We start from the raw sequence: 19848 nt of genomic DNA on the forward strand, positions 1-19848 counted from the left end.
CTAGTCGGCGAACACCATCTGCCGCGTTTGCCCCATCAACAACGGCTGATTCTGTTCCGTCACCTCACGGATGTAATCCCACAGCAATGTGATCCGCTTCAACTTCCTCAGGTCCTCGCGGCAATACATCCAAAACTGCCGCGTAATATTGATCTCCTTGCCCAGCACCGGCAGTAGTCGCGGGTCTTGCGCGGCCAGAAAGCACGGCAGGATCGCCAGCGACCGGCCTTGCTGCGCCGCCACGTACTGCGCGATCACGCTGGTACTGCGCAAACTCGCGCTGGCGCCGGGCACCACGTTGGCCAGGTACAACAGCTCCGAGCTGAACGCCAGGTCATCCACGTAGCTGATAAACGGATGTTCGGCCAAATCCGCCGCTCGGCGGATCGGCGGGTGCTGGTCCAGGTATTCCTGCGTCGCGTACAGCTGCAGTTTGTAGTCGCACAGCTTGCAGCACACGTATGGCCCGTGTTCCGGGCGCTCCAGGGCGATGACGATATCCGCCTCGCGCTTGGACAGGCTGATGAAGTGGGGCAGGGGCAGGATGTCTACCGAGATCGCCGGGTAGGTGTCGACGAAGTGGCTCAACTGCGGGGTGACGAAGAAGCTGCCGAAACCTTCGGTGCAGCCCATGCGTACGTGGCCGGACAGCGCCACGCCGGAACCGGAGACCTGTTCGCAGGCCATGTGCAAGGTGCTTTCGATGGACTCGGCGTAACCCAGCAGGCGCTGGCCTTCAGTGGTGAGTATGAAGCCGTTGGTCCGGGACTTTTCAAACAGCAGGGTGCCCAAGGATCCTTCAAGGGAAGTAATCCGCCGCGACACCGTGGTGTAGTCCACCGCCAGGCGCTTGGCGGCGACGCTGGCCTTGCGGGTACGGGCGACTTCGAGGAAAAACTTCAGGTCATCCCAGTTCAGGGAGCCTAGCGAGGTGATGTTTTTTTGCATATTGGACCGGCTTTTATGTGCGTTCTTATTAGAAGTTTGCACATCTATACTCCAAAAACAGTCCGAACGCCTCATCCTCAAGGCGATTCAACGCCTTGGTTCTCTACCATACAAATAAGAATTGGAGACCACATGAACGCATCTGCCGATATTTCCGTGCAACAGGTCAAGCTGCTGATCAACGGCGAGTGGGTCGAGTCCAAGACCACCGAATGGCAAGACATCGTCAACCCGGCCACCCAGCAAGTGCTGGCCCGCGTACCGTTTTCCACCCCCGAAGAAGTCAACGCTGCCATCGACGCCGCCCATCGCGCCTTCCAAACCTGGAAGCTGACGCCGATCGGTGCGCGCATGCGCATCATGCTCAAGCTGCAAGCGTTGATCCGCGAGCACTCCAAGCGCATCGCCGTGGTCCTCAGCGCCGAGCAGGGCAAGACCATTGCCGATGCTGAAGGCGACATTTTCCGAGGCCTTGAAGTGGTCGAACACGCCTGCTCCATCGGCACCCTGCAAATGGGCGAATTCGCTGAAAACGTCGCCGGCGGTGTGGACACCTACACCCTGCGCCAGCCGATCGGCGTGTGCGCCGGCATCACCCCGTTCAACTTCCCGGCGATGATTCCACTGTGGATGTTCCCGATGGCTATTGCCTGCGGTAACACCTTCGTACTCAAACCGTCGGAACAGGACCCGCTGTCGACCGTGCTGCTGGTTGAATTGGCTGTCGAAGCCGGCGTGCCAGCCGGCGTACTGAACGTGGTTCACGGCGGCAAGGATGTGGTGGATGCGCTGTGCACCCACAAGGACATCAAGGCAGTGTCCTTCGTCGGTTCTACCGCCGTCGGCACTCATGTCTACGACCTGGCCGGCAAACACGGCAAGCGCGTGCAATCGATGATGGGCGCCAAGAACCACGCCGTGGTGCTGCCGGACGCCAATCGTGAGCAAACCCTCAACGCCCTGGTAGGTGCCGGTTTCGGCGCGGCCGGCCAGCGTTGCATGGCCACCTCCGTGGTGGTGCTGGTGGGCGCGGCCAAGCAATGGCTGCCGGACCTCAAGGCCCTGGCGCAAAAACTCAAGGTGAACGCCGGCAGCGAAGCCGGTACCGATGTGGGCCCGGTGATTTCCAAACGCGCCAAGGCACGCGTCCTCGACCTGATCGAAAGCGGCATAAAAGAAGGCGCCAAGCTGGAACTGGATGGCCGTGGCATCAAGGTTCCTGGGTTTGAGGACGGCAACTTTGTCGGCCCGACCCTGTTCTCCGGCGTGACCACCGACATGCAGATCTACACCCAGGAAATCTTCGGCCCGGTACTGGTGGTGCTCGAAGTCGACACCCTGGACCAGGCCATCGCCCTGGTCAACGCCAACCCGTTCGGCAACGGCACCGGCCTGTTCACCCAAAGCGGCGCGGCGGCGCGTAAATTCCAGAGCGAAATTGACGTGGGCCAGGTGGGCATCAACATCCCGATCCCGGTGCCGGTCCCGTTCTTCAGCTTCACCGGCTCCCGAGGCTCGAAACTCGGCGACCTGGGCCCGTACGGCAAGCAAGTGGTGCAGTTCTACACCCAGACCAAAACCGTCACCAGCCGCTGGTTCGACGATGACAGCGTTAACGATGGCGTCAACACCACCATCAACTTGCGCTGATCGAGGAGACGAGCATGAAAATTGCATTTATTGGCTTGGGCAACATGGGCGCGCCGATGGCGCGCAACCTGATCAAGGCTGGCCACGCGCTGAACCTGTTTGACTTGAACCAGACCGTACTCAAGGAGCTGGCCGAACTGGGCGGCACCATCAGTGCTTCGCCCCGCGCGGCGGCAGAAGGCGCGGAGCTGGTGGTGACCATGCTTCCGGCTGCGGCCCATGTACGCAGCGTGTGGCTCGGCGAAGACGGCGTGCTCGCCGGCATCGGCAAAGGCGTGCCGGCGGTTGATTGCAGCACCATTGACCCGCAAACCGCACGCGATGTAGCGGCTGCAGCGGCGAAACACGGTGTGGTGATGGCCGATGCACCAGTGTCCGGCGGCACGGGTGGTGCCCAGGCTGGCACGTTGACCTTCATGGTCGGCGCCACCCCGGAACTGTTCGCCACCCTGCAACCGGTGTTGGCGCAGATGGGGCGCAACATTGTCCATTGCGGCGAAGTCGGCACCGGGCAAATCGCCAAGATCTGCAACAACCTGCTGCTGGGGATCACCATGGTCGGCGTCAGCGAAGCCATGGCCCTGGGTGATGCGCTGGGCATTGATACGCAGGTGTTGGCGGGAATTATCAACAGCTCCACCGGGCGCTGCTGGAGTTCGGACACCTATAACCCGTGGCCGGGGATTATCGAAACGGCACCGTCCTCCCGGGGTTACACCGGTGGGTTTGGTGCGGAGCTGATGCTCAAGGATTTGGGACTGGCCACTGAGGCGGCCCGCCAGGCGCACCAGCCGGTGATCCTTGGCGCTGTGGCGCAGCAGCTATATCAATCGATGAGCCAGCGCGGGGAGGGAGGCAAGGACTTCTCGGCGATCATCAACAGCTATCGCAAGCCCCAATAGAGGGGTTTCCTGGAACCCACCTTCGGTGGGGTCCAGGGGGTTTGGCTGTCAGGCAAACACAAAATACTTACGCACTGTCTCGACCACTTCCCACGTCCCCTTCATCCCCGGCTCCACCACAAAGATATCCCCGGCCCGCAAATGGATCGGCTCCAGGCCATCCGGGGTAATCACGCAGTAGCCTTCCTGGAAGTGGCAGTATTCCCACTTCACATACTCCACCCGCCATTTGCCCGGGGTGCAGATCCAGGTGCCCATGATCTTGCTGCCGTCTTCGCTGGTGTAGGCGTTGAGGTTGACGGTGTGCGGGTCGCCTTCGAGTTTTTCCCATTTGCAGGCGTCCAGCACCGGCAGTGGGTGGGTGTCGCGCAATACGGTGATCGGCTTGGACATGATGGTTCCGAGGCATTGGAAGGGAAGTTCGAACCCTATCGCCTTGTGCCGCGTGCCAGTGGTCTGAACTCGACATCGGGATGCCCAGAAGCGCAGGTAGCCGCTGGTCATCGCCACCACGCCAGTCCCCGTAGGAGCTGGCTTGCCAGCGATGGTCGTTAACGATGCCGCGTACATTCTGGTTTGGCGCGGTGCCCTTGAGTTCTTCGCTGGCAAGCCAGCTCCTACGGGGACTTGCCAGGGCAGCTGCTTTTGAAATATCCAATCACCAATCAGCCGTTTCCTCGCAGGAAGTGCGAAAGATTTCCCGCATTGCGCTGGAATTCGCAAGAATATTTACAGCCGGCCCTCGTATCATTCACCCCAGTAACGACCGAGAGCCTTGAAATGAATCCAATAACAACGTGGTGGGACATCAGCCCGCCCCTGAGCACCGCGACCCCGACCTGGCCGGGTGATACGCCGTTTCAGGAAGAGCGCGTGTGGCAGTTCGGCCCCGAGTGCCCGGTGAATGTCGGGCGCATCACCCTGTCACCGCACACCGGCGCCCATGTGGACGCACCGTTGCACTACAGCGCAGACGGCGCGCCGATTGGCGAAGTGTCCCTGGACGTATACATGGGCCCATGCCGGGTGCTGCATTGCCTGGGCAGTGGCGCGCTGGTACAGGCGCATCAATTGCAAGGCCGCCTGGAAAACCTGCCGGAGCGGGTGCTGTTGCGCACTTACCAACAGGCACCGTTGGAGACCTGGGATTCGAATTTCACGGCGGTCGCCCCGGAAACGATTGAGCTGCTGGCCAGCCTGGGTGTGCGCCTGATCGGCATCGACACGCCTTCCCTGGACCCGCAACAGTCCAAGACCATGGACGCCCACAACACAGTCGCCCGCCATGGCATGGCGATTCTCGAAGGCATCGTTCTCGACGACGTGCCAGAGGGCGATTACGAGTTGATCGCGCTGCCGCTGCGTTTTGCCAACCTCGATGCCAGCCCGGTACGAGCAATCCTGCGCCCGCTCAAGGAGCCCACGCGATGAGCCAGTGTCCTTTCTCCCCTGATTACCAGCCGCCGGAAGAATGGCATAACGCCGAGCTGAATTTTTCCGAGTCCATGAGCTACGGCGATTATCTGGACCTGGGCAAAGTACTCAGCGCCCAGCACCCGCTGTCGCCGGACCACAACGAGATGCTGTTCATCATCCAGCACCAGACCTCGGAGCTGTGGATGAAGCTGATGCTCCACGAACTCAAGGCCGCCCGCGAACACGTGCGCCTGGGTGAGTTGCCGCCGGCGTTCAAGATGCTGGCGCGGGTGTCGCGGATCTTTGACCAACTGGTGCACGCCTGGGCGGTGTTGGCGACCATGACGCCCTCGGAGTACACGTCGATTCGCCCGTACCTGGGCCAGTCGTCGGGCTTCCAGTCGTTCCAGTACCGGGAAATCGAGTTCATTCTCGGTAACAAAAGTGCGGCGCTGTTGCGGCCACACGCCCATCGGCCGGAGTTGTTGAAAGAGTTGCAGCTGGCGATTGCCACGCCGTCGCTGTATGACGAAGCGATCAACCTGATGACCAAGGCCGGGCTGGCGATCGACCCCAAGCGCGCCGAACGCGACCCGACGGCGCCGACGGTTCACGATGAGTCCGTGGAGGCGGCGTGGCGCGAGGTGTATCGCGACCCGAGCCGGTATTGGGACCTGTATCAATTGGCCGAGAAGTTTATCGACCTCGAAGACTCCTTCCGCCAATGGCGCTTCCGCCACGTCACCACGGTGGAACGGATCATCGGCTTCCAGCCTGGCACCGGCGGCACCGAAGGCGTGGGCTACCTGCGCAAGATGCTCGACACCGTGCTGTTCCCGGAGCTGTGGCGAGTGCGTTCGACGCTGTAATCAAAGGCCAACAAAAAGCCCCGACATTCATCGAATGCCGGGGCTTTTTTACAGCTCAAATACGCCACCTGTAGGAGCCGGCTTGCCGGCGATAGCGGCCTTCAGACTGGCGCAAGGCTACGGGCCTCATCGCCGGCAAGCCGGCTCCTACAAGGGTTAGCGTGCGGTGGCCAAGGCTTTGCCCTTGCTCAAGCGCAAACGGTACGCCACGTAGATAATCCCGACCCAAACCGGAATCGCATACACCGACGCCCGTACACCCGGAATCGCCAGCATCACGCAGATGATCATCAGCATGAACGCCAGGCACAGGTAGTTGCTGAACGGGAACCAGAAGGTCTTGAACGACGGCACCACGCCTTGCTCGCCCATGGCCTTGCGGAACTTGATGTGGGTGAGGCTGATCAGCGCCCAGTTGATCATCAGCGAGGCAACCACCAGCGCGAACAACAGCTCCAATGCGTCATGCGGCGCGACGTAGTTGATCACCACGCACAACAGCGTCACCAGAGCCGAGATGCCCAGGGCACGCAACGGCACGCCTTGCTTGTTGAGCTTCATCAGCGCTTTGGGCGCATCACCTTGCTCGGCCAGGCCGAACAGCATGCGGCTGTTGCAGTACACGCCGCTGTTGTACACCGACAGCGCCGCGGTCAGCACCACGAAGTTGAGGATATGCGCGGCGGTGTCGTTACCGATCAACGAGAAGATCTGCACAAACGGGCTGCCGCTGTAGGGATCGCCTGATGCGCCGAGGGTTTGCAGCAGTTGGTCCCAAGGGTACAACGAGAGCAGCACGGTGAGTGCGCCGACGTAGAAAATCAGGATCCGGTACACCACCTGGTTGATCGCCTTCGGGATCACCTTGCGTGGCTCGCTGGCCTCGGCAGCGGTAATACCCACCAGCTCCAGGCCACCGAACGAGAACATGATGAACGCCATGGACATCAACAGCCCCATGCCGCCATTGGGGAAGAACCCGCCGTGGCTCCACAGGTTGCTCACCGAGGCTTGCGGGCCTCCGGTGCCGCTGAACAGCAGGTAGCAGCCGAGCACGATCATGCCGACAATCGCCACCACCTTGATGATCGCGAACCAGAACTCGGTCTCACCGAAGAACTTCACGTTCAGGGTGTTGATCAGGTTGACCAGCACAAAAAACACCACCGCACTGACCCAGGTCGGAATCTCGGGCCACCAGAACTGGATGTACTTGCCCACTGCCGTCAACTCGGCCATGCCCACCAGCACATAGAGTACCCAGTAGTTCCAGCCGGCGAGGAAGCCTGCATAACCGCCCCAGTATTTGTGGGCAAAGTGGCTGAAGGAGCCTGCCACCGGTTCCTCGACGATCATTTCGCCCAGCTGGCGCATGATCAGGAACGCGATGAAACCGGCTACCGCATAGCCCAGGATCATCGACGGCCCTGCCGACTTGAGCACGCCCGCCGAGCCAAGGAACAGCCCGGTCCCGATCGCCCCTCCCAGGGCAATCAGCTGAATATGCCGGTTCTTCAGGCCACGCTTGAGGCCTACCGGGTTAACCATGTCATCCGCCATTAACAGTCCCTTCTACTTGTTTTTTTCAGGGTTGATCGCACACCGAACCAGCCCCTCATACCGCTGAGGGGTCAGATATTACTCTCGGTAAACTTTTCGTAATACAGCTGAACGCCATCAAGTGCCTGATCCAACAGCCATTGCTTGATGGATTCGACCATCGGTGGCGGCCCGCACACGTACATATCCGCCGATTGATCCCGCAATTGCGCCAAGTCGAAATGCTCGGTGAGGTAGCCGCGTTTGCCGTTCCAGTCGGGCGTCGGGTCGCTGAGAACTTCGGTGTAGCGAAAGCCCGGGATTTTTTCGGCGTAGGCCTGGATGCGCGCGCTCTCGCATAAATCTTCAGCACCGCGCACGCCGTAATACAGATGTACCGGCTGCTGGCAGTTGCTGGCGGCCAGCTCATCGAGCATGCCCAACAGGGCCGACAACCCGGTGCCGCCAGCCACCAACACCAGCGGCTGGGTGACGTGCCTTAAATAGAACGCCCCCAGTGGCGCCTCCAGCAACAGTTCATCGCCGACCTGGCAACGTTCGCGGATGTAATTGCTCATGACGCCATCGGGTAGCAGGCGGATCAGGAACTGCAATTGATTACTCGACTGGTTGGCGAAGGAATAGGAGCGCCGGCTGTCGGTGCCGGGGATCGACAGCCGGGCGTATTGGCCCGGAAGGAAATCTAATGGTGCTTCAAGCTGCAGGTGCAGGATCGCCGTGCTGGCCGAGATTTGCTGCACATCGCTCACCGTGCTGCGAATCTGGACCGGCCCCGGCGCGTTGCACAGGCTGGAATCAAAATCGAAGTAGAACGCCGCGTCAGATTGCACCCGGGTCTGGCAACTGAGCATTTTGCGTTGTTGCAGGTCGAGGCTGGAGAGGGCTTCCTCGTCCACATAGTCCTGGCTGTAGTCGCCGGACTCGCAGCGGCCCTGGCAAGTGCCGCACACGCCTTCGCGGCAATCGAGCGGGATGTTGATGCCGTTGCGCAACGCCGCATCCAGCAGGATCTCATTGGCGCCCACCGGGAAAAACAGGGTCTTGCCGTCGGCAAAACTGAAGGCCACTTTGTGATTCATATGCTCGCTCTCTAAAACGCCCCCCGTAGCAGCTGTCGAGCCTTGGCGAGGCTGCGTCTGCGGAGTGTCAGGTGCGCCGCCAACGCAGCCTCGCCAAGGCTCGACAGCTGCTACGGGGGGGGTGAGGTGTTCACAGGTGATAGAAATCCAGCACCGAGTTGATGGTGTCGTTGAGCAGCAGCACGTGTTTGCGGGTGATCAACCAACTGTCGCCATCGGGCTTGAGGCTGTAGGTGGCGTTGCCGTAGAACTGCTCTGACGTCGCCAGCCGGTAGAACAGCGTGTGCCAGTTCAGCCGCACTTCCAGTTGCCCGTCTGCCTGCTCGGCAATCCGCACGTTATTGATCAAGTGCAGCGTCCTCGGCATCGGCGTGGCAGACGCTGCCTTGCCCGTGCGCAGGCGAAATACCCGATCCTCCAGCCCGGAACGGTTGGCGTAGTAGATCAGCGACATCTCGCGCTTGGGGTCGCGGGTGTACACGTGTTCGGAGTCCCATTGCGGCAGGTGGAACTCACTTTGCGGGTCGAACAGCTGCACGTAGGCGTCCCAATCCTGGGCGTCGCACAGCTCGGATTTACGGTAAAAAAACTGCTCGATCCGGTACTGCAATTGCGCATTCATCATTCCACCTCCCGCAGTTTCAAGGCTTGGGCATCGAGCCCGTCCAGCAGGAATTTCTGCCAGTTGCGGTGCTGGTTGACGTACAGCCCTTCGTGGGTGAATTCGGTGCCGGTCATCGCCGGTTGGATGCCGATCGATTCACTGTTGGCCGTCGGCCCGGTTTCCCAGCGGTGGCTGCCGCGGGAGATATCGCTCCAGCGCTCCAGGCGGCCCTGGAAACCGCGCTGGGCTTCACGAAACTCCACCAGGTCATCCGGCGTGCCCATGCCCGAGACGTTGAAGAAATCCTCGAACTGGCGAATGCGGTTTTCACGGTCAGCGTCAGACTCGCCCTTCACCCCCAGGCACTGGCTGATGATCTCGGTCTTGTTCCACGCGATGGGGCGGATGATCCGCAGCTGTGAGCTGATCTGGTCGAGAAAGAACAAGCTCGGGTAGATATTCAGGTTGCGCAGGCGATGCATCATCCACTCGGCTTTTTGCTGGCCGTGTTCTTCGATCAGGCGCGGCATGATGGTGGCGTAGCCCGAGCGCACGGTCGGGTTGGGCATGTCGCTGAACAACAGGCTGTGGCCATTGTTGAAGGCAAACCAGCCGTCGTCGGTGTTCGCGTCACCGGCGCCGAGCTTGCTGTAGTCCAGGGTCGTGCCCGAGCCAGTGCCGTTCTCGGTGTTGACCTGCTGGCGATGCTGCACCGTGGCCACATAGTTGTAGTGCACCGTGCTGACGTGATAACCGTCCAGGCCGTTTTCGTTTTGCAGCTTCCAGTTGCCGTCGTAGGTGTAGGCCGACTTGCCGGGCAGCACTTGCAGCTCTCCGGTGGCGGACTGGGCGACCATCATGTCGAAGAACACTTTGGCATCGCCCAGGAAGTCTTCCAGGCTGTTGGTGCCGTTCACGTCCAGGCTGATGAACACAAAGCCCTTGTAGCTTTCGATGCGCGCTTTTTTCAGGCCGCGAGTGGCCTTGTCGAACCCTTCCGGGTATTCCCCCGGTGCCTTTACCTTCACCAGCCGGCCGTCGCTCTTGTAGCACCAGGCGTGGAACGGGCAGGTGAAGGTGGACTGATTGCCCTTGCCGACCCGCGTCAGGGTGGTGCCGCGATGCTGGCAGGCGTTGATCAGTGCGTTGAGTTGGCCTTCGGCGTCGCGGGTGATGATCATCGGCTGGCGCCCGGCGCGCATCGTCACAAAGTCGTGCTTGTTGGCCAATTCGCTTTCGTGACAGGCGTAGATCCAGTTCTTTTCGAAGATCAGCTCCATCTCCAGATCAAACAGCTGGGGCTCGGTGAACATGTCCCGGGCGATGCGGAACACTTCATCCACCGGACGAAAGTCCAGGCAGCCTTCGATAAAGCTTTTCCACTGTTCGACGCTTCTTGCACCACTCATGGGAGGCACCTTTTTGATAATGGCTAAACGGGTAGGCCATTAAGAGGTTGCGGCGGGGCGGCGGGCTATCCGGTTAATGGGGGAAGGTGGGCCACTTAGTGGGCATGAAATACCCATGGCAGTGCAGGGCGGCGGTGGAATGCGCTACTGTCTTGCAAGGTGATTGTCGGAAAAGTCGGCGTGTTATCCACTTAGTCGACGGTTGCTATCCACCCAGTGGCAATGCTGCTGGCGTGGCGCAAAACTTGCTCTTGCTCTACCAGGACGCGCCACAAGAGCGCGCCGGCCACAATTGCCGTGGGTGCCCCGTGATGAGTAGCAATACACGCGATATACGTATCGAGCGCTTCGACCTTGAAGGCGCCTGCAGCTGGATGTCCGGCATCTGCGGGCCGCACCGGCTGCAAACCGCGACGCCGGAGCGCATCCGCTTTCACCACAGCGCCAATGTGTTCAAGTCCCGCGCCACCACGTTGGGGATTATTGAGTACGGCACTGACGTGACTATCGACATCGAAGACGCCGAGCATTTCAGCAGCTACAGCCTGAGCTTGCCGCTGGTGGGCGAGCAGGAGTTGAGCAAGAACGGCGAACGGCTCAGCTCCAACCGCGACCAGGGCGTGATCATCTCGCCCAATGAGCATCAGGTGCTGGCAATCTCCGGCGACTGCCGCAAGTTGCAGGTGGTGATCACCCGCGCGGCCATGAGTGAATCCCTGGAAGGCTTGCTGCAACGGCCGATTGAGGCGCCGCTGCGCTTTGAGTCGGTGATGGACGCGGTGGATGGCGCCTCGGCGTCGTGGTGGCGCATGGCGCGGTATTTCATCGCCGAGCTTGAGCGCAGCAGCGAACTGTACGACCAGGCAGCGTTTACCCGGGACCTGGAGAGCTCGCTGATCAAGGGCTTGATCCTGGCCCAGCCGAATAATTATTCCGAAGAACTGCGGGACGTGTTGGGCGTAAAGCTGCCGCACTATTTGATCCGTGCCCGGCAGTACATCCACGACAACGCCCGGGAAGCGTTGCACCTGGAGGATCTGGAAGCGGCGGCGGGCGTGTCGCGTTTCAAGCTGTTCGATGCTTTCCGCAAATACTTCGCCCTGTCGCCCATGGCCTACCTGAAGAAATACCGCCTGGGCGCCGTGCGCCAGCAAATCCTCGAACACGGCTCAACCCGCACCATCTCCGAAATCGCCCTGGGCTGGGGCTTTACCCACCTGGGGCGATTCTCGGCCGAATACCGCAAGCTGTTCGATGAGTCGCCCAGCCAGACCCTGCAACGCAACGACGCCCGGCGCATGCGTGGATGAACACTTTATGCAAAAACAACGCAGATCAACTGTGGGAGCTGGCTTGCCTGCGATAGCGGAGGACCAGCCTGCATTTTCTTTTCTGACTCACCGCTATCGCAGGCAAGCCCGCTCCCACAGGGGATTTGTGATGGTTGTGAGGTCTCAGATCAACTCTTCCACCAATTGCAGGCAATGACTGAGCCCCGGCGACTGGTCATTGATCCGCCGGCTGAGAATGATCGGCGACGTGGCGGTAGTTTCTACTACCGGCGTATAGCCGATGTCCGCCCGGTGCAGCACCTGCACCGAGGCCGGCACCAGCGTCACGCCCATGCCTGCGCCGACCAGCCCGATAGCGGTCTGCAATTCATTGGTCCACTGCGCAACCTTCAGGCTCAAGCCGTGGGCGTCGAACAGCGCGATCACATGGTCGGCGTAGCTGGGGCGCGGGTTGCCGGGGTACAGCACGAAAGGTTCGGCGGCCAGTTGCGCCAGGGTGGCCGGGGCGCCCAGCAAGGGATGCCCGGCTGGCAATACCGCCACCAGCCGATCCTCCACCAATACCCGCTGCAGAATGGCCGGGTCGTCAATGCGAATCCGCCCGAAGCCCACGTCAATCCGCCCGGCCTTGAGTGCTTCGACCTGTTGCAGCGTGGTCATTTCCGACAGGCCCAACTCCAGCTCCAGCCCGTCGTGGCTGCGCAGCCGGCGAATCAACTCCGGCAGCACGCCATACAGCGTCGAGGGCGCGAAACCGATGCCCAGCCAGGTTTTCTGCCCAAGGCCGATGCGCCGGGTGTTGTCGCACACCTTGCCCAGTTGCTCCAGCAGCACATTGGCGTGCTCATAGAAAAACCGCCCGGCTTCGGTCAGCCGCAACGGCCGCCCGCGTTCCAGCAGGACCACGCCCAGTTCGTCCTCCAATTGCTGGATCTGCCGGCTCAACGGCGGCTGGGCAATGTGCAGGCGTTCGGCGGCGCGGGTGAAGTTGAGGGTTTCCCCCAGCACCTGGAAGTAACGCAGATGGCGCAGTTCCATAAGGACTCCTTTCATACCTTAAGGGTATTGTTCAAGACCAATTCTATATTGGAAGCCAGAAAAAATGCGGAACAGAATCAGGCCAAATCTATAAAGAACCCAACGGGTATTGCCATGCCGATTTGCGCCATCGAGTCGATCGAGACCATCATCGTCGACCTTCCCACTATCCGCCCGCACAAGCTGGCGATGCACACGATGCAGAACCAGACCCTGGTGGTCATCCGCGTGCGCTGCGCCGACGGCATCGAAGGCATTGGCGAGTCCACCACCATCGGCGGCCTGAGCTACGGCAATGAGAGCCCCGACAGCATCAAGATCAACATCGACCGGCACTTCGCGCCGCTGCTGCTGGGCCAGGACGCCAGCAACATCAACGCCGCCATGTTGCGCCTGGAGCGCAGCATTCGGGGCAACACCTTTGCCAAGTCGGGTATCGAAAGCGCGTTGCTCGATGCACTCGGCAAGCGCCTGAACCTGCCGGTCAGCGAATTGCTCGGCGGCCGCGTGCGGGACGCCTTGCCGGTGGCCTGGACCCTGGCCAGCGGCAACACCGAAAAAGACATCGCCGAGGCCGAGAAGATGCTCGACCTGCGCCGCCATCGCATCTTCAAATTGAAGATCGGCGCCGGCGAAGTCAGCCAGGACCTGGCCCACGTGATCGCGATCAAAAAAGCCCTCGGCGACCGCGCCAGTGTGCGGGTCGACGTCAACCAGGCGTGGGACGAAGCCGTGGCCCTGCGTGCCTGCAAAGTGCTGGGTGACAATGGCATCGACCTGATCGAACAACCGATCTCGCGCAACAACCGTGGCGGCATGGTGCGGCTCAACCTGTCGAGCCCGGCGCCGATCATGGCCGACGAATCTATCGAATGTGTGGAAGATGCTTTCAACCTGGCCCGCGAAGGCGCGGCCTCGGTGTTCGCCCTGAAGATCGCGAAAAATGGCGGCCCGCGCTCGGTACTGCGCACCGCCGCGATTGCCGAAGCGGCGGGCATCGGCCTGTACGGCGGCACCATGCTTGAGGGCGGTATCGGCACCCTGGCTTCGGCCCATGCCTTCCTTACCTTGAACAAACTGGCGTGGGACACCGAGCTGTTCGGCCCGCTGCTGCTCACTGAAGACATCCTCGCCGAGCCGCTGGTGTACCGCGATTTCCACCTGCATGTCTCCACCGCTCCGGGCCTGGGCCTGGCCATCGATGAAGAGCGCCTGGCGTTCTTCCGCCGCGATAAATAACCCGAGGACACCTGCGATGTTGTTCCACGTAAAAATGACCGTGAACCTGCCTGTCGACATGAACCCCGAGCGCGCTGCTGGCCTGAAGGCTGAAGAAAAAGCCTTCTCGCAGCGGCTGCAAGAGCAAGGCAAATGGCGCCACTTGTGGCGCATCGCCGGGCTGTACGCCAACTACAGCGTGTTTGATGTCGACAGCGTGCAGGAACTGCATGACCTGTTGATGCAACTGCCGCTTTATCCTTACATGGCCATCGAAGTGAATGCCCTGTGCCGGCATCCATCGTCGATCCGTGAGGATGATCGCTGAGTCTGTTTTTTCACCTAATAATTACAAGATGAGGATTGCACCATGTCCATCCGACTTTCCCAGACTGCTCACGCCCAACAGTTTCTCGAAGAAGCCAGCGGCAACCTTAACGACGGCGGCAACCCACGGGCCAAGGCGCTGATCTACCGGATCCTGCGGGACACGGTCAACATCATTGAAGACCTGGAAGTGACCCCGGAAGAGTTCTGGAAGGCGGTCAACTACCTCAACGAACTGGGCAAGAACCAGGAAGCCGGGTTGCTCGCGGCAGGGTTGGGCCTGGAGCATTACCTGGACATGCTGATGGACGCGGCGGACGAGGAAGCCGGCAAATCCGGCGGCACCCCGCGCACCATCGAAGGCCCGCTGTACGTGGCCGGGGCGCCGCTGTCCAGATACGAAGCGCGACTGGATGACGGCCTCGACCCGGGCGTGCCGCTGTTCATGCAGGGCCAGGTGCGCGACACCAACGGCAAGCCGCTGGCGGGGGCAATTGTGGATGTGTGGCAGGCCAACACGGGCGGTACCTATTCGTGGTTTGACGGCACGCAATCGGAATTCAATCTGCGCCGGCGCATCGAGACGGATGCCCAGGGCAACTATCGTTTTCGCAGCATTGTGCCGTCCGGGTATGGCTGCCCGCCGACCGGGCCGACCCAACAGTTGCTTGACCAGTTGGGGCGCCATGGCCAGCGGCCGGCGCATATCCACTTCTTCATCTCGGCGCCGGGCCATCGGCACCTCACCACGCAGATCAACCTGTCGGATGACCCGTACCTGCATGATGACTTTGCCTATGCGACCCGCGATGAGTTGATCGCCGAGATTCGCTTCAGCGAGGACGCCAACCTGGCGAAGGAATTTGGTGTGCAAGGGCAGTTTGCGCAGATTGATTTTGACTTTGAGTTGCAGCCAGCGGCAGCGCCGGTGGAGCAGAAACGCATGCAACGGGTGCGTGCGCTCGAAGACTGATCCCGACTTCCTGTAGGCGCCGGCTTGCCGGCGATGACGGTGGTGACTGAACCACCGCTATCGCTGGCAAGCCAGCTCCTACAGGGGGTGTGGTGTTCGTGCTATTTGCGCACTACCAAATCCAGCAGATCATCCCGATCCTTGATCTTCTGCAGCACGATCTCCGAGCGAATATCCATCACCCCCGCCGTGCGGTTCAGATGGTTCACAATAAAATCCGAAAAGTGCTTTAAATTCCGCGCCTGCACCCGCAGCACATAATTGCTCGCCCCGGTAATCACATACGCACTGGCCACCTCCGGCCAGCCTTGCACCTTCTTGATAAACGTCTCGTGCCAATCCTCCACATCTTGACGCAACGACAGGTGGACGATGGCCTCCAGCTCGATCCCCAATTGCTCGGCGTTCAACACCGCCCGATAACCGCTGATGATTCCCTCGCTCTCCAGCAGGCGCAAACGCCGCAGGCAGGCCGACGGCGACAGGGCGACTTTCTCCGCCAGTTCCTGGTTACTGATACGGCCATCCTGTTGCAGGAAATGCAGAAGGCGCAGGTCGGTGGCGTCGAGAATCATGGTTAGAATAAATCCGCGTGTTTGGAGGTTAAATTCGAATTTCCTACAGCTTAATTAGCCTGTTGCCCACCACTTTGCACGAAAATTCTCTAAAGCTTCGTTCATTATTTGGCTCATTGTTACTACAAGAACAGGACTGACCATGACCACCCGCACCGATTGCCTGACCCTCGACGACCAGGATCCGCTGGCGCCACTGCGCAACCAATTCGCCTTGCCGGCCGGGGTCATCTACCTCGACGGCAACTCCCTCGGTGCGCGCCCGGTAGCGGCACTGGAGCGGGCGCAAGCGGTGATCGCCGAGGAGTGGGGCAATGGCCTGATCCGCAGCTGGAACAGCGCCGGCTGGGCCGACTTGTCCCAGCGCCTGGGCAACCGCCTGGCGCCGCTGATCGGCGCCCGCGACGGTGAAGTGGTGATCACCGATACCACGTCCATCAACCTGTTCAAGGTGCTCAGCGCAGCACTGACCGTGCAGCGCGAGCGAGCGCCGAGCCGCAAGGTCATCGTCAGCGAAGCGAGCAATTTCCCCACCGACCTGTACATCGCAGAAGGCCTCACCGAACTGCTGCAACAAGGCTATTCCCTGCGCCTGGTCAACAGCCCCGACGAACTGCCGCAGGCCATCGACCAGGACACCGCCGTGGTGATGCTCACCCACGTCAACTACAAGACCGGCTACATGTACGACATGCAGGCCCAGACCGCGTTGAGCCATGAATGTGGCGCGCTGGCGATCTGGGACCTGGCGCATTCGGCGGGCGCGGTGCCTATCGACTTGCATCAGGCCGGTGCCGATTATGCGATTGGCTGCACCTACAAATACCTCAACGGCGGGCCGGGCTCGCAGGCGTTTGTGTGGGTCAACCCGGCGCTGGTGGACGTGGTCACGCAGCCGCTCTCGGGCTGGTTCGGGCATACCCGGCAGTTCGCCATGGAATCGCGTTATGCGCCGAGCCAGGGCATTGCGCGCTACCTGTGCGGCACCCAGCCGATTACCTCGCTGGCGATGGTGGAATGTGGCCTGGATATTTTCGCCCAGACCGACATGGCGAGTCTGCGCGCTAAATCCCTGGCGCTGACAGACGTGTTTATCGAGCTGGTGGAATCCCGTTGCGCTGCCCACCAGCTGACCCTGATCACCCCGCGTGAACATGCCCGGCGTGGCAGCCACGTCAGCTTTGAACACCCTGAGGGTTATGCGGTGATCCAGGCCTTGATCGCCCGTGGCGTGATTGGTGATTATCGCGAGCCACGCATCATGCGTTTCGGGTTTACCCCGCTGTACACCAGCTTTACCGAGGTGTGGGATGCAGTGGAAATCCTCGGTGAGATTCTCGACCAGAAAGCCTGGGACCAGCCGCAATTCAAAGTGCGCCACAGCGTCACCTGATACAACACAAAACCCTTGTAGGAGCCCGGCTTGCCGGCGATGGCGTCACTTTGGTTTAACTGACATACCGAGGTGTCTGCATCGCAGGCAAGCCAGCTCCCACAAGGTTCAGGGCAAGCAACAAACAGTGCAATCACAATAATAAAGGGGCACGCCACGTGACTACGCCAAACCAGGGCTTTGCCGAAATAACCAATCGCGAGTTGGGCCTGCGGCGCCAGCTCACTTCCGGCCAGATGAGCATGATCGCCATCGGGGGCGCCATCGGCACCGGGCTGTTCATGGGCAGCGCCTACGCCATCGGCTATGCCGGGCCCAGCGTGCTGGTCAGCTATGCCATCGGCGCGCTGATCACGTTGCTGTTGATGGGCTGCCTGGCGGAGATGACCGTGGCGCATTCCACCTCGGGATCGTTCGGCGCGTATGCCGAGTTTTACGTCAGCCCACTGGCCGGTTTCCTGGTGCGTTATGCGTACTGGGCAGCGATTGTGCTGGCGGTGGGCGCCGAGGTCACGGCGGTGGCGATGTACATGAAGTACTGGTTCGCCAACGTGCCGGAATGGGTGTGGATCGTGTCGTTTTCCAGCGTGTTGATCGTGCTCAATGCCATCAGCGTCAAGACCTTCGGCACCTTCGAATACTGGTTTTCCACGATCAAGATCAGCGCCATTGTCGGCTTCATTATCCTGGCGGTGTATGTGGTGGTCGGCTCCGGCAATCCGGATTACGGCGTGCAGAACTACACGGCTCACGGTGGCTTTTTCCCGAACGGGTTGAGCGGCATGTGGATCGCGGTGATCGTCTCGATCTTCAGCTACCTGAGCGTGGAAATGATCGCGGTAGCCGCCGGTGAAGCGGCCGACCCGGAGCAGGCGGTGAAAAAAGCTTTCCGCGCAACCATCGTGCGGCTGGTGGTGTTCTACCTGCTGACCCTGGCGCTGATGCTCGCCATCGTGCCGTGGAACCAGGCCGGGCATGCGCAAAGCCCGTTCGTCACGGTGATGCAGACCATCGGCATTCCCGGCGCCACGGGCGTGATGAACTTCGTGATCCTGATCGCTGCGTTGTCGGCGATGAACAGCCAGCTCTACATCACCACACGCATGATGTTCAGCCTGTCCCGCGCCGGCTTTGCACCCAAGTCCATGGGCGCCTTGAGCAAGAGCGGGATCCCGTTGAACGCCTTGCTGCTGTCCAGCTCGGGCATTGCCCTGGCAACGTTGCTGAACGTGGTGTATCCGGAAAGCTCGTTCACCCTGATGATGGCGATTTCGATGTTTGGCGCGATCTTCACCTGGTTCATGATCTTCCTCACGCACCTGTTTTTTCGCCGCTACCGCAAGCGTCACGGCGGGGCGAAGCTGTCGTTCCAGTTGGCGCTGTTTCCCTACAGCACGCTGCTGGGCCTGGTGCTGATGGGCGCGGTGATGATCACCACGTTCTTCACCGACGCGTTCAGGATGACGCTGGTGTTCGGGGTGCCGTTCCTGTTGATTCTGTCGCTGGTGTACTACGTGTTTTTCCGCAAGGGTCGCCAAAACCCTGTAGGAGCGAGCTTGCTCGCGAAAAACCCGAGGGCGCCGGGTTAAATCAGAAAGCCCGCGTTATCGTTGACGTTCTTCGCGAGCAAGCTCGCTCCTACAGGGGGAGAGGGCGTTTAGCAGTTGGGCGGCGTAACCGGGCAATTGGTCGAAGCCGCGCGCGCACAACAGCAGTTTGCGACAGGCCCAATCCTCGGTCAGGGGTTGGGCCTTGAAGCGCTGCTCCAGCGGCCAGCGTTCCAGCGCGGCGAGGGGCACGATCCCCAGCCCGGCGCCCCGGGCGACCATGCGAATCAACGCGTCAAACCCGTCCGCGCGAATGCGGGTCTGCAAGCGAAAGCCTGCGTGCAATGCCTGTTCTTCCAGGTACACCGCCAGCGCGCTGTCGGCGGCCAGGCCCACGTAGTCATGTTGCAAGCTGTCGATAAAACTCACGGTGCGCCCGGCCAATGGGTGATCCAGCGGCATGATCAACACCAGCGGGTCATCGCGAAAGGCCAGGGTTTGCAGGCCGTGGGTGTCCACCGCATCGGAAATAATCCCCAGGTCCGCCGCGCCCTGGCGCAAGGCATGGGTGATGCGCAGGCTCGGCAGTTCCTGCAGGTCGATGTCGAGGTTGGGGTGCTCGCGTAGAAAGTCTGCCAGCAGTTCCGGCAGGTACTCGCTCAGGGCGGTGGTGTTGCACAGCAGGCGCACCTGGCCTTTGACGCCGTTGGCGTATTCCGCGAGGTCTTGCTGCAGGTGTTCGGCTTGCTGCAACAGCAGGCGCGCATGACCGGCCAGGGCTTTGCCTGCCGGTGTCGGGGTGACGCCGCGTCGGCCACGTTCCAGGCACTCAATGCCCAGCGAGGCTTCCATCGCCCGAATCCGCGCACTGGCGGCGGCCAGGGACAAATGGCTGCGGCTGGCGCCGGCGGTGATATTGCCGGTGTCGAGGATGTGCAGGTACAGGCGCAGGTCGATCAGGTCAAAGTGCATGGGCTGTAGGTTCCGGGTGAATGGGCCGGCCTCATCGCAGGCAAGCCAGCTCCCACAGTTGGAATGCGATCAACTG

General features: G+C 61.0%; 19 protein-coding genes. 10 read left to right on the top strand and 9 right to left on the bottom strand.

Annotated features, from left to right (window positions below; genetic code table 11):
- Positions 1-948, bottom strand: a complete 948-nt coding sequence (locus ACZRN6_RS22825; protein WP_464008894.1) for a LysR family transcriptional regulator — start codon at positions 946-948, stop codon at positions 1-3.
- Positions 949-1080: 132 nt separating this feature from the next.
- Between ACZRN6_RS22825 and ACZRN6_RS22830 the strand changes: the two genes are divergently transcribed.
- Positions 1081-2598, top strand: a complete 1518-nt coding sequence (locus tag ACZRN6_RS22830) for a CoA-acylating methylmalonate-semialdehyde dehydrogenase (protein ID WP_322143121.1) — start codon at positions 1081-1083, stop codon at positions 2596-2598.
- A gap of 14 nt (positions 2599-2612) precedes the next feature.
- Entirely contained in the window at positions 2613-3500 is an 888-nt protein-coding gene (gene mmsB / locus ACZRN6_RS22835) for a 3-hydroxyisobutyrate dehydrogenase (RefSeq protein WP_177042125.1), read from the top strand.
- Positions 3501-3548: 48 nt separating this feature from the next.
- Here mmsB and ACZRN6_RS22840 read toward each other — a convergent pair whose 3' ends face one another.
- Positions 3549-3893, bottom strand: a complete 345-nt coding sequence (locus ACZRN6_RS22840) for a cupin domain-containing protein (protein WP_003212331.1) — start codon at positions 3891-3893, stop codon at positions 3549-3551.
- Between the two features lie 387 nt (positions 3894-4280).
- On the opposite strand from ACZRN6_RS22840, the gene kynB reads away from it, so the two are divergent.
- Positions 4281-4931, top strand: a complete 651-nt coding sequence (gene kynB / locus ACZRN6_RS22845; protein WP_322143122.1) for an arylformamidase — start codon at positions 4281-4283, stop codon at positions 4929-4931.
- Positions 4928-5785 (top strand): tryptophan 2,3-dioxygenase, encoded by an 858-nt coding sequence (kynA, locus tag ACZRN6_RS22850; protein WP_464008895.1) that lies wholly within the window; start codon positions 4928-4930, stop codon positions 5783-5785. Before kynB ends, kynA begins: the two co-directional genes overlap by 4 nt.
- A 156-nt stretch (positions 5786-5941) precedes the next feature.
- On the opposite strand, the gene ACZRN6_RS22855 is transcribed toward kynA, so the two are convergent.
- The 4 genes from ACZRN6_RS22855 to antA all read right to left on the bottom strand — a co-directional run bounded on the left by ACZRN6_RS22855 (position 5942) and on the right by antA (position 10437).
- Positions 5942-7345, bottom strand: a complete 1404-nt coding sequence (locus ACZRN6_RS22855) for an amino acid permease (RefSeq protein ID WP_322143124.1) — start codon at positions 7343-7345, stop codon at positions 5942-5944.
- Positions 7346-7416: 71 nt separating this feature from the next.
- Entirely contained in the window at positions 7417-8424 is a 1008-nt protein-coding gene (gene antC / locus ACZRN6_RS22860) for an anthranilate 1,2-dioxygenase electron transfer component AntC (protein ID WP_322143125.1), read from the bottom strand.
- A gap of 130 nt (positions 8425-8554) precedes the next feature.
- Complete coding sequence (gene antB / locus ACZRN6_RS22865) at positions 8555-9046, bottom strand: anthranilate 1,2-dioxygenase small subunit (protein ID WP_464008942.1); 492 nt, start codon at positions 9044-9046, stop codon at positions 8555-8557.
- Positions 9046-10437 carry an anthranilate 1,2-dioxygenase large subunit gene (gene antA / locus ACZRN6_RS22870; RefSeq protein WP_464008896.1) on the bottom strand — a complete coding sequence of 464 codons (1392 nt, stop codon included), beginning with the start codon at positions 10435-10437 and terminating at the stop codon, positions 9046-9048. The genes antB and antA overlap by 1 nt, the downstream gene beginning before the upstream one ends.
- Positions 10438-10748: 311 nt before the next feature.
- On the opposite strand from antA, the gene ACZRN6_RS22875 reads away from it, so the two are divergent.
- Complete coding sequence (locus ACZRN6_RS22875) at positions 10749-11747, top strand: AraC family transcriptional regulator (protein ID WP_464008897.1); 999 nt, start codon at positions 10749-10751, stop codon at positions 11745-11747.
- A gap of 144 nt (positions 11748-11891) precedes the next feature.
- Here the strand turns inward: ACZRN6_RS22875 and ACZRN6_RS22880 are convergent, their stop codons facing one another.
- Entirely contained in the window at positions 11892-12767 is an 876-nt protein-coding gene (locus ACZRN6_RS22880; RefSeq protein WP_464008898.1) for a LysR family transcriptional regulator, read from the bottom strand.
- A gap of 114 nt (positions 12768-12881) precedes the next feature.
- Here ACZRN6_RS22880 and ACZRN6_RS22885 point away from each other — a divergent pair, with 114 nt between their 5' ends.
- From ACZRN6_RS22885 to catA, 3 genes are read left to right on the top strand one after another with little or no spacing between them, the layout of a single operon-like run.
- Complete coding sequence (locus ACZRN6_RS22885; protein ID WP_464008899.1) at positions 12882-14006, top strand: muconate cycloisomerase family protein; 1125 nt, start codon at positions 12882-12884, stop codon at positions 14004-14006.
- A gap of 16 nt (positions 14007-14022) precedes the next feature.
- On the top strand, positions 14023-14313 hold the full coding sequence (catC, locus tag ACZRN6_RS22890; RefSeq protein WP_003212310.1) for a muconolactone Delta-isomerase: 291 nt from the start codon (positions 14023-14025) through the stop codon (positions 14311-14313).
- Between the two features lie 42 nt (positions 14314-14355).
- Positions 14356-15285: a catechol 1,2-dioxygenase gene (catA, locus tag ACZRN6_RS22895; protein WP_464008900.1), complete on the top strand. Its 930-nt coding sequence runs from the start codon at positions 14356-14358 to the stop codon at positions 15283-15285.
- A gap of 101 nt (positions 15286-15386) precedes the next feature.
- Here the strand turns inward: catA and ACZRN6_RS22900 are convergent, their stop codons facing one another.
- The gene (locus tag ACZRN6_RS22900) at positions 15387-15860 is read right to left on the bottom strand and encodes an Lrp/AsnC family transcriptional regulator (RefSeq protein WP_003212305.1); all 474 of its coding nucleotides are present in this window, start codon (positions 15858-15860) and stop codon (positions 15387-15389) included.
- A 142-nt stretch (positions 15861-16002) separates the two neighbouring features.
- On the opposite strand from ACZRN6_RS22900, the gene kynU reads away from it, so the two are divergent.
- Together kynU and ACZRN6_RS22910 are read left to right on the top strand one after the other, a co-directional pair.
- Positions 16003-17253 (top strand): kynureninase, encoded by a 1251-nt coding sequence (kynU, locus tag ACZRN6_RS22905; protein ID WP_464008901.1) that lies wholly within the window; start codon positions 16003-16005, stop codon positions 17251-17253.
- Between the two features lie 158 nt (positions 17254-17411).
- Complete coding sequence (locus ACZRN6_RS22910) at positions 17412-18842, top strand: amino acid permease (RefSeq protein WP_464008902.1); 1431 nt, start codon at positions 17412-17414, stop codon at positions 18840-18842.
- 15 nt (positions 18843-18857) lie between these two features.
- Here ACZRN6_RS22910 and ACZRN6_RS22915 read toward each other — a convergent pair whose 3' ends face one another.
- Positions 18858-19772, bottom strand: coding sequence for a LysR family transcriptional regulator (locus tag ACZRN6_RS22915; RefSeq protein ID WP_464008903.1), 915 nt, complete (start codon positions 19770-19772; stop codon positions 18858-18860).
- Between the last annotated feature and the right edge of the window lie 76 nt (positions 19773-19848).

Source organism: Pseudomonas sp. A125 (assembly GCF_055409485.1).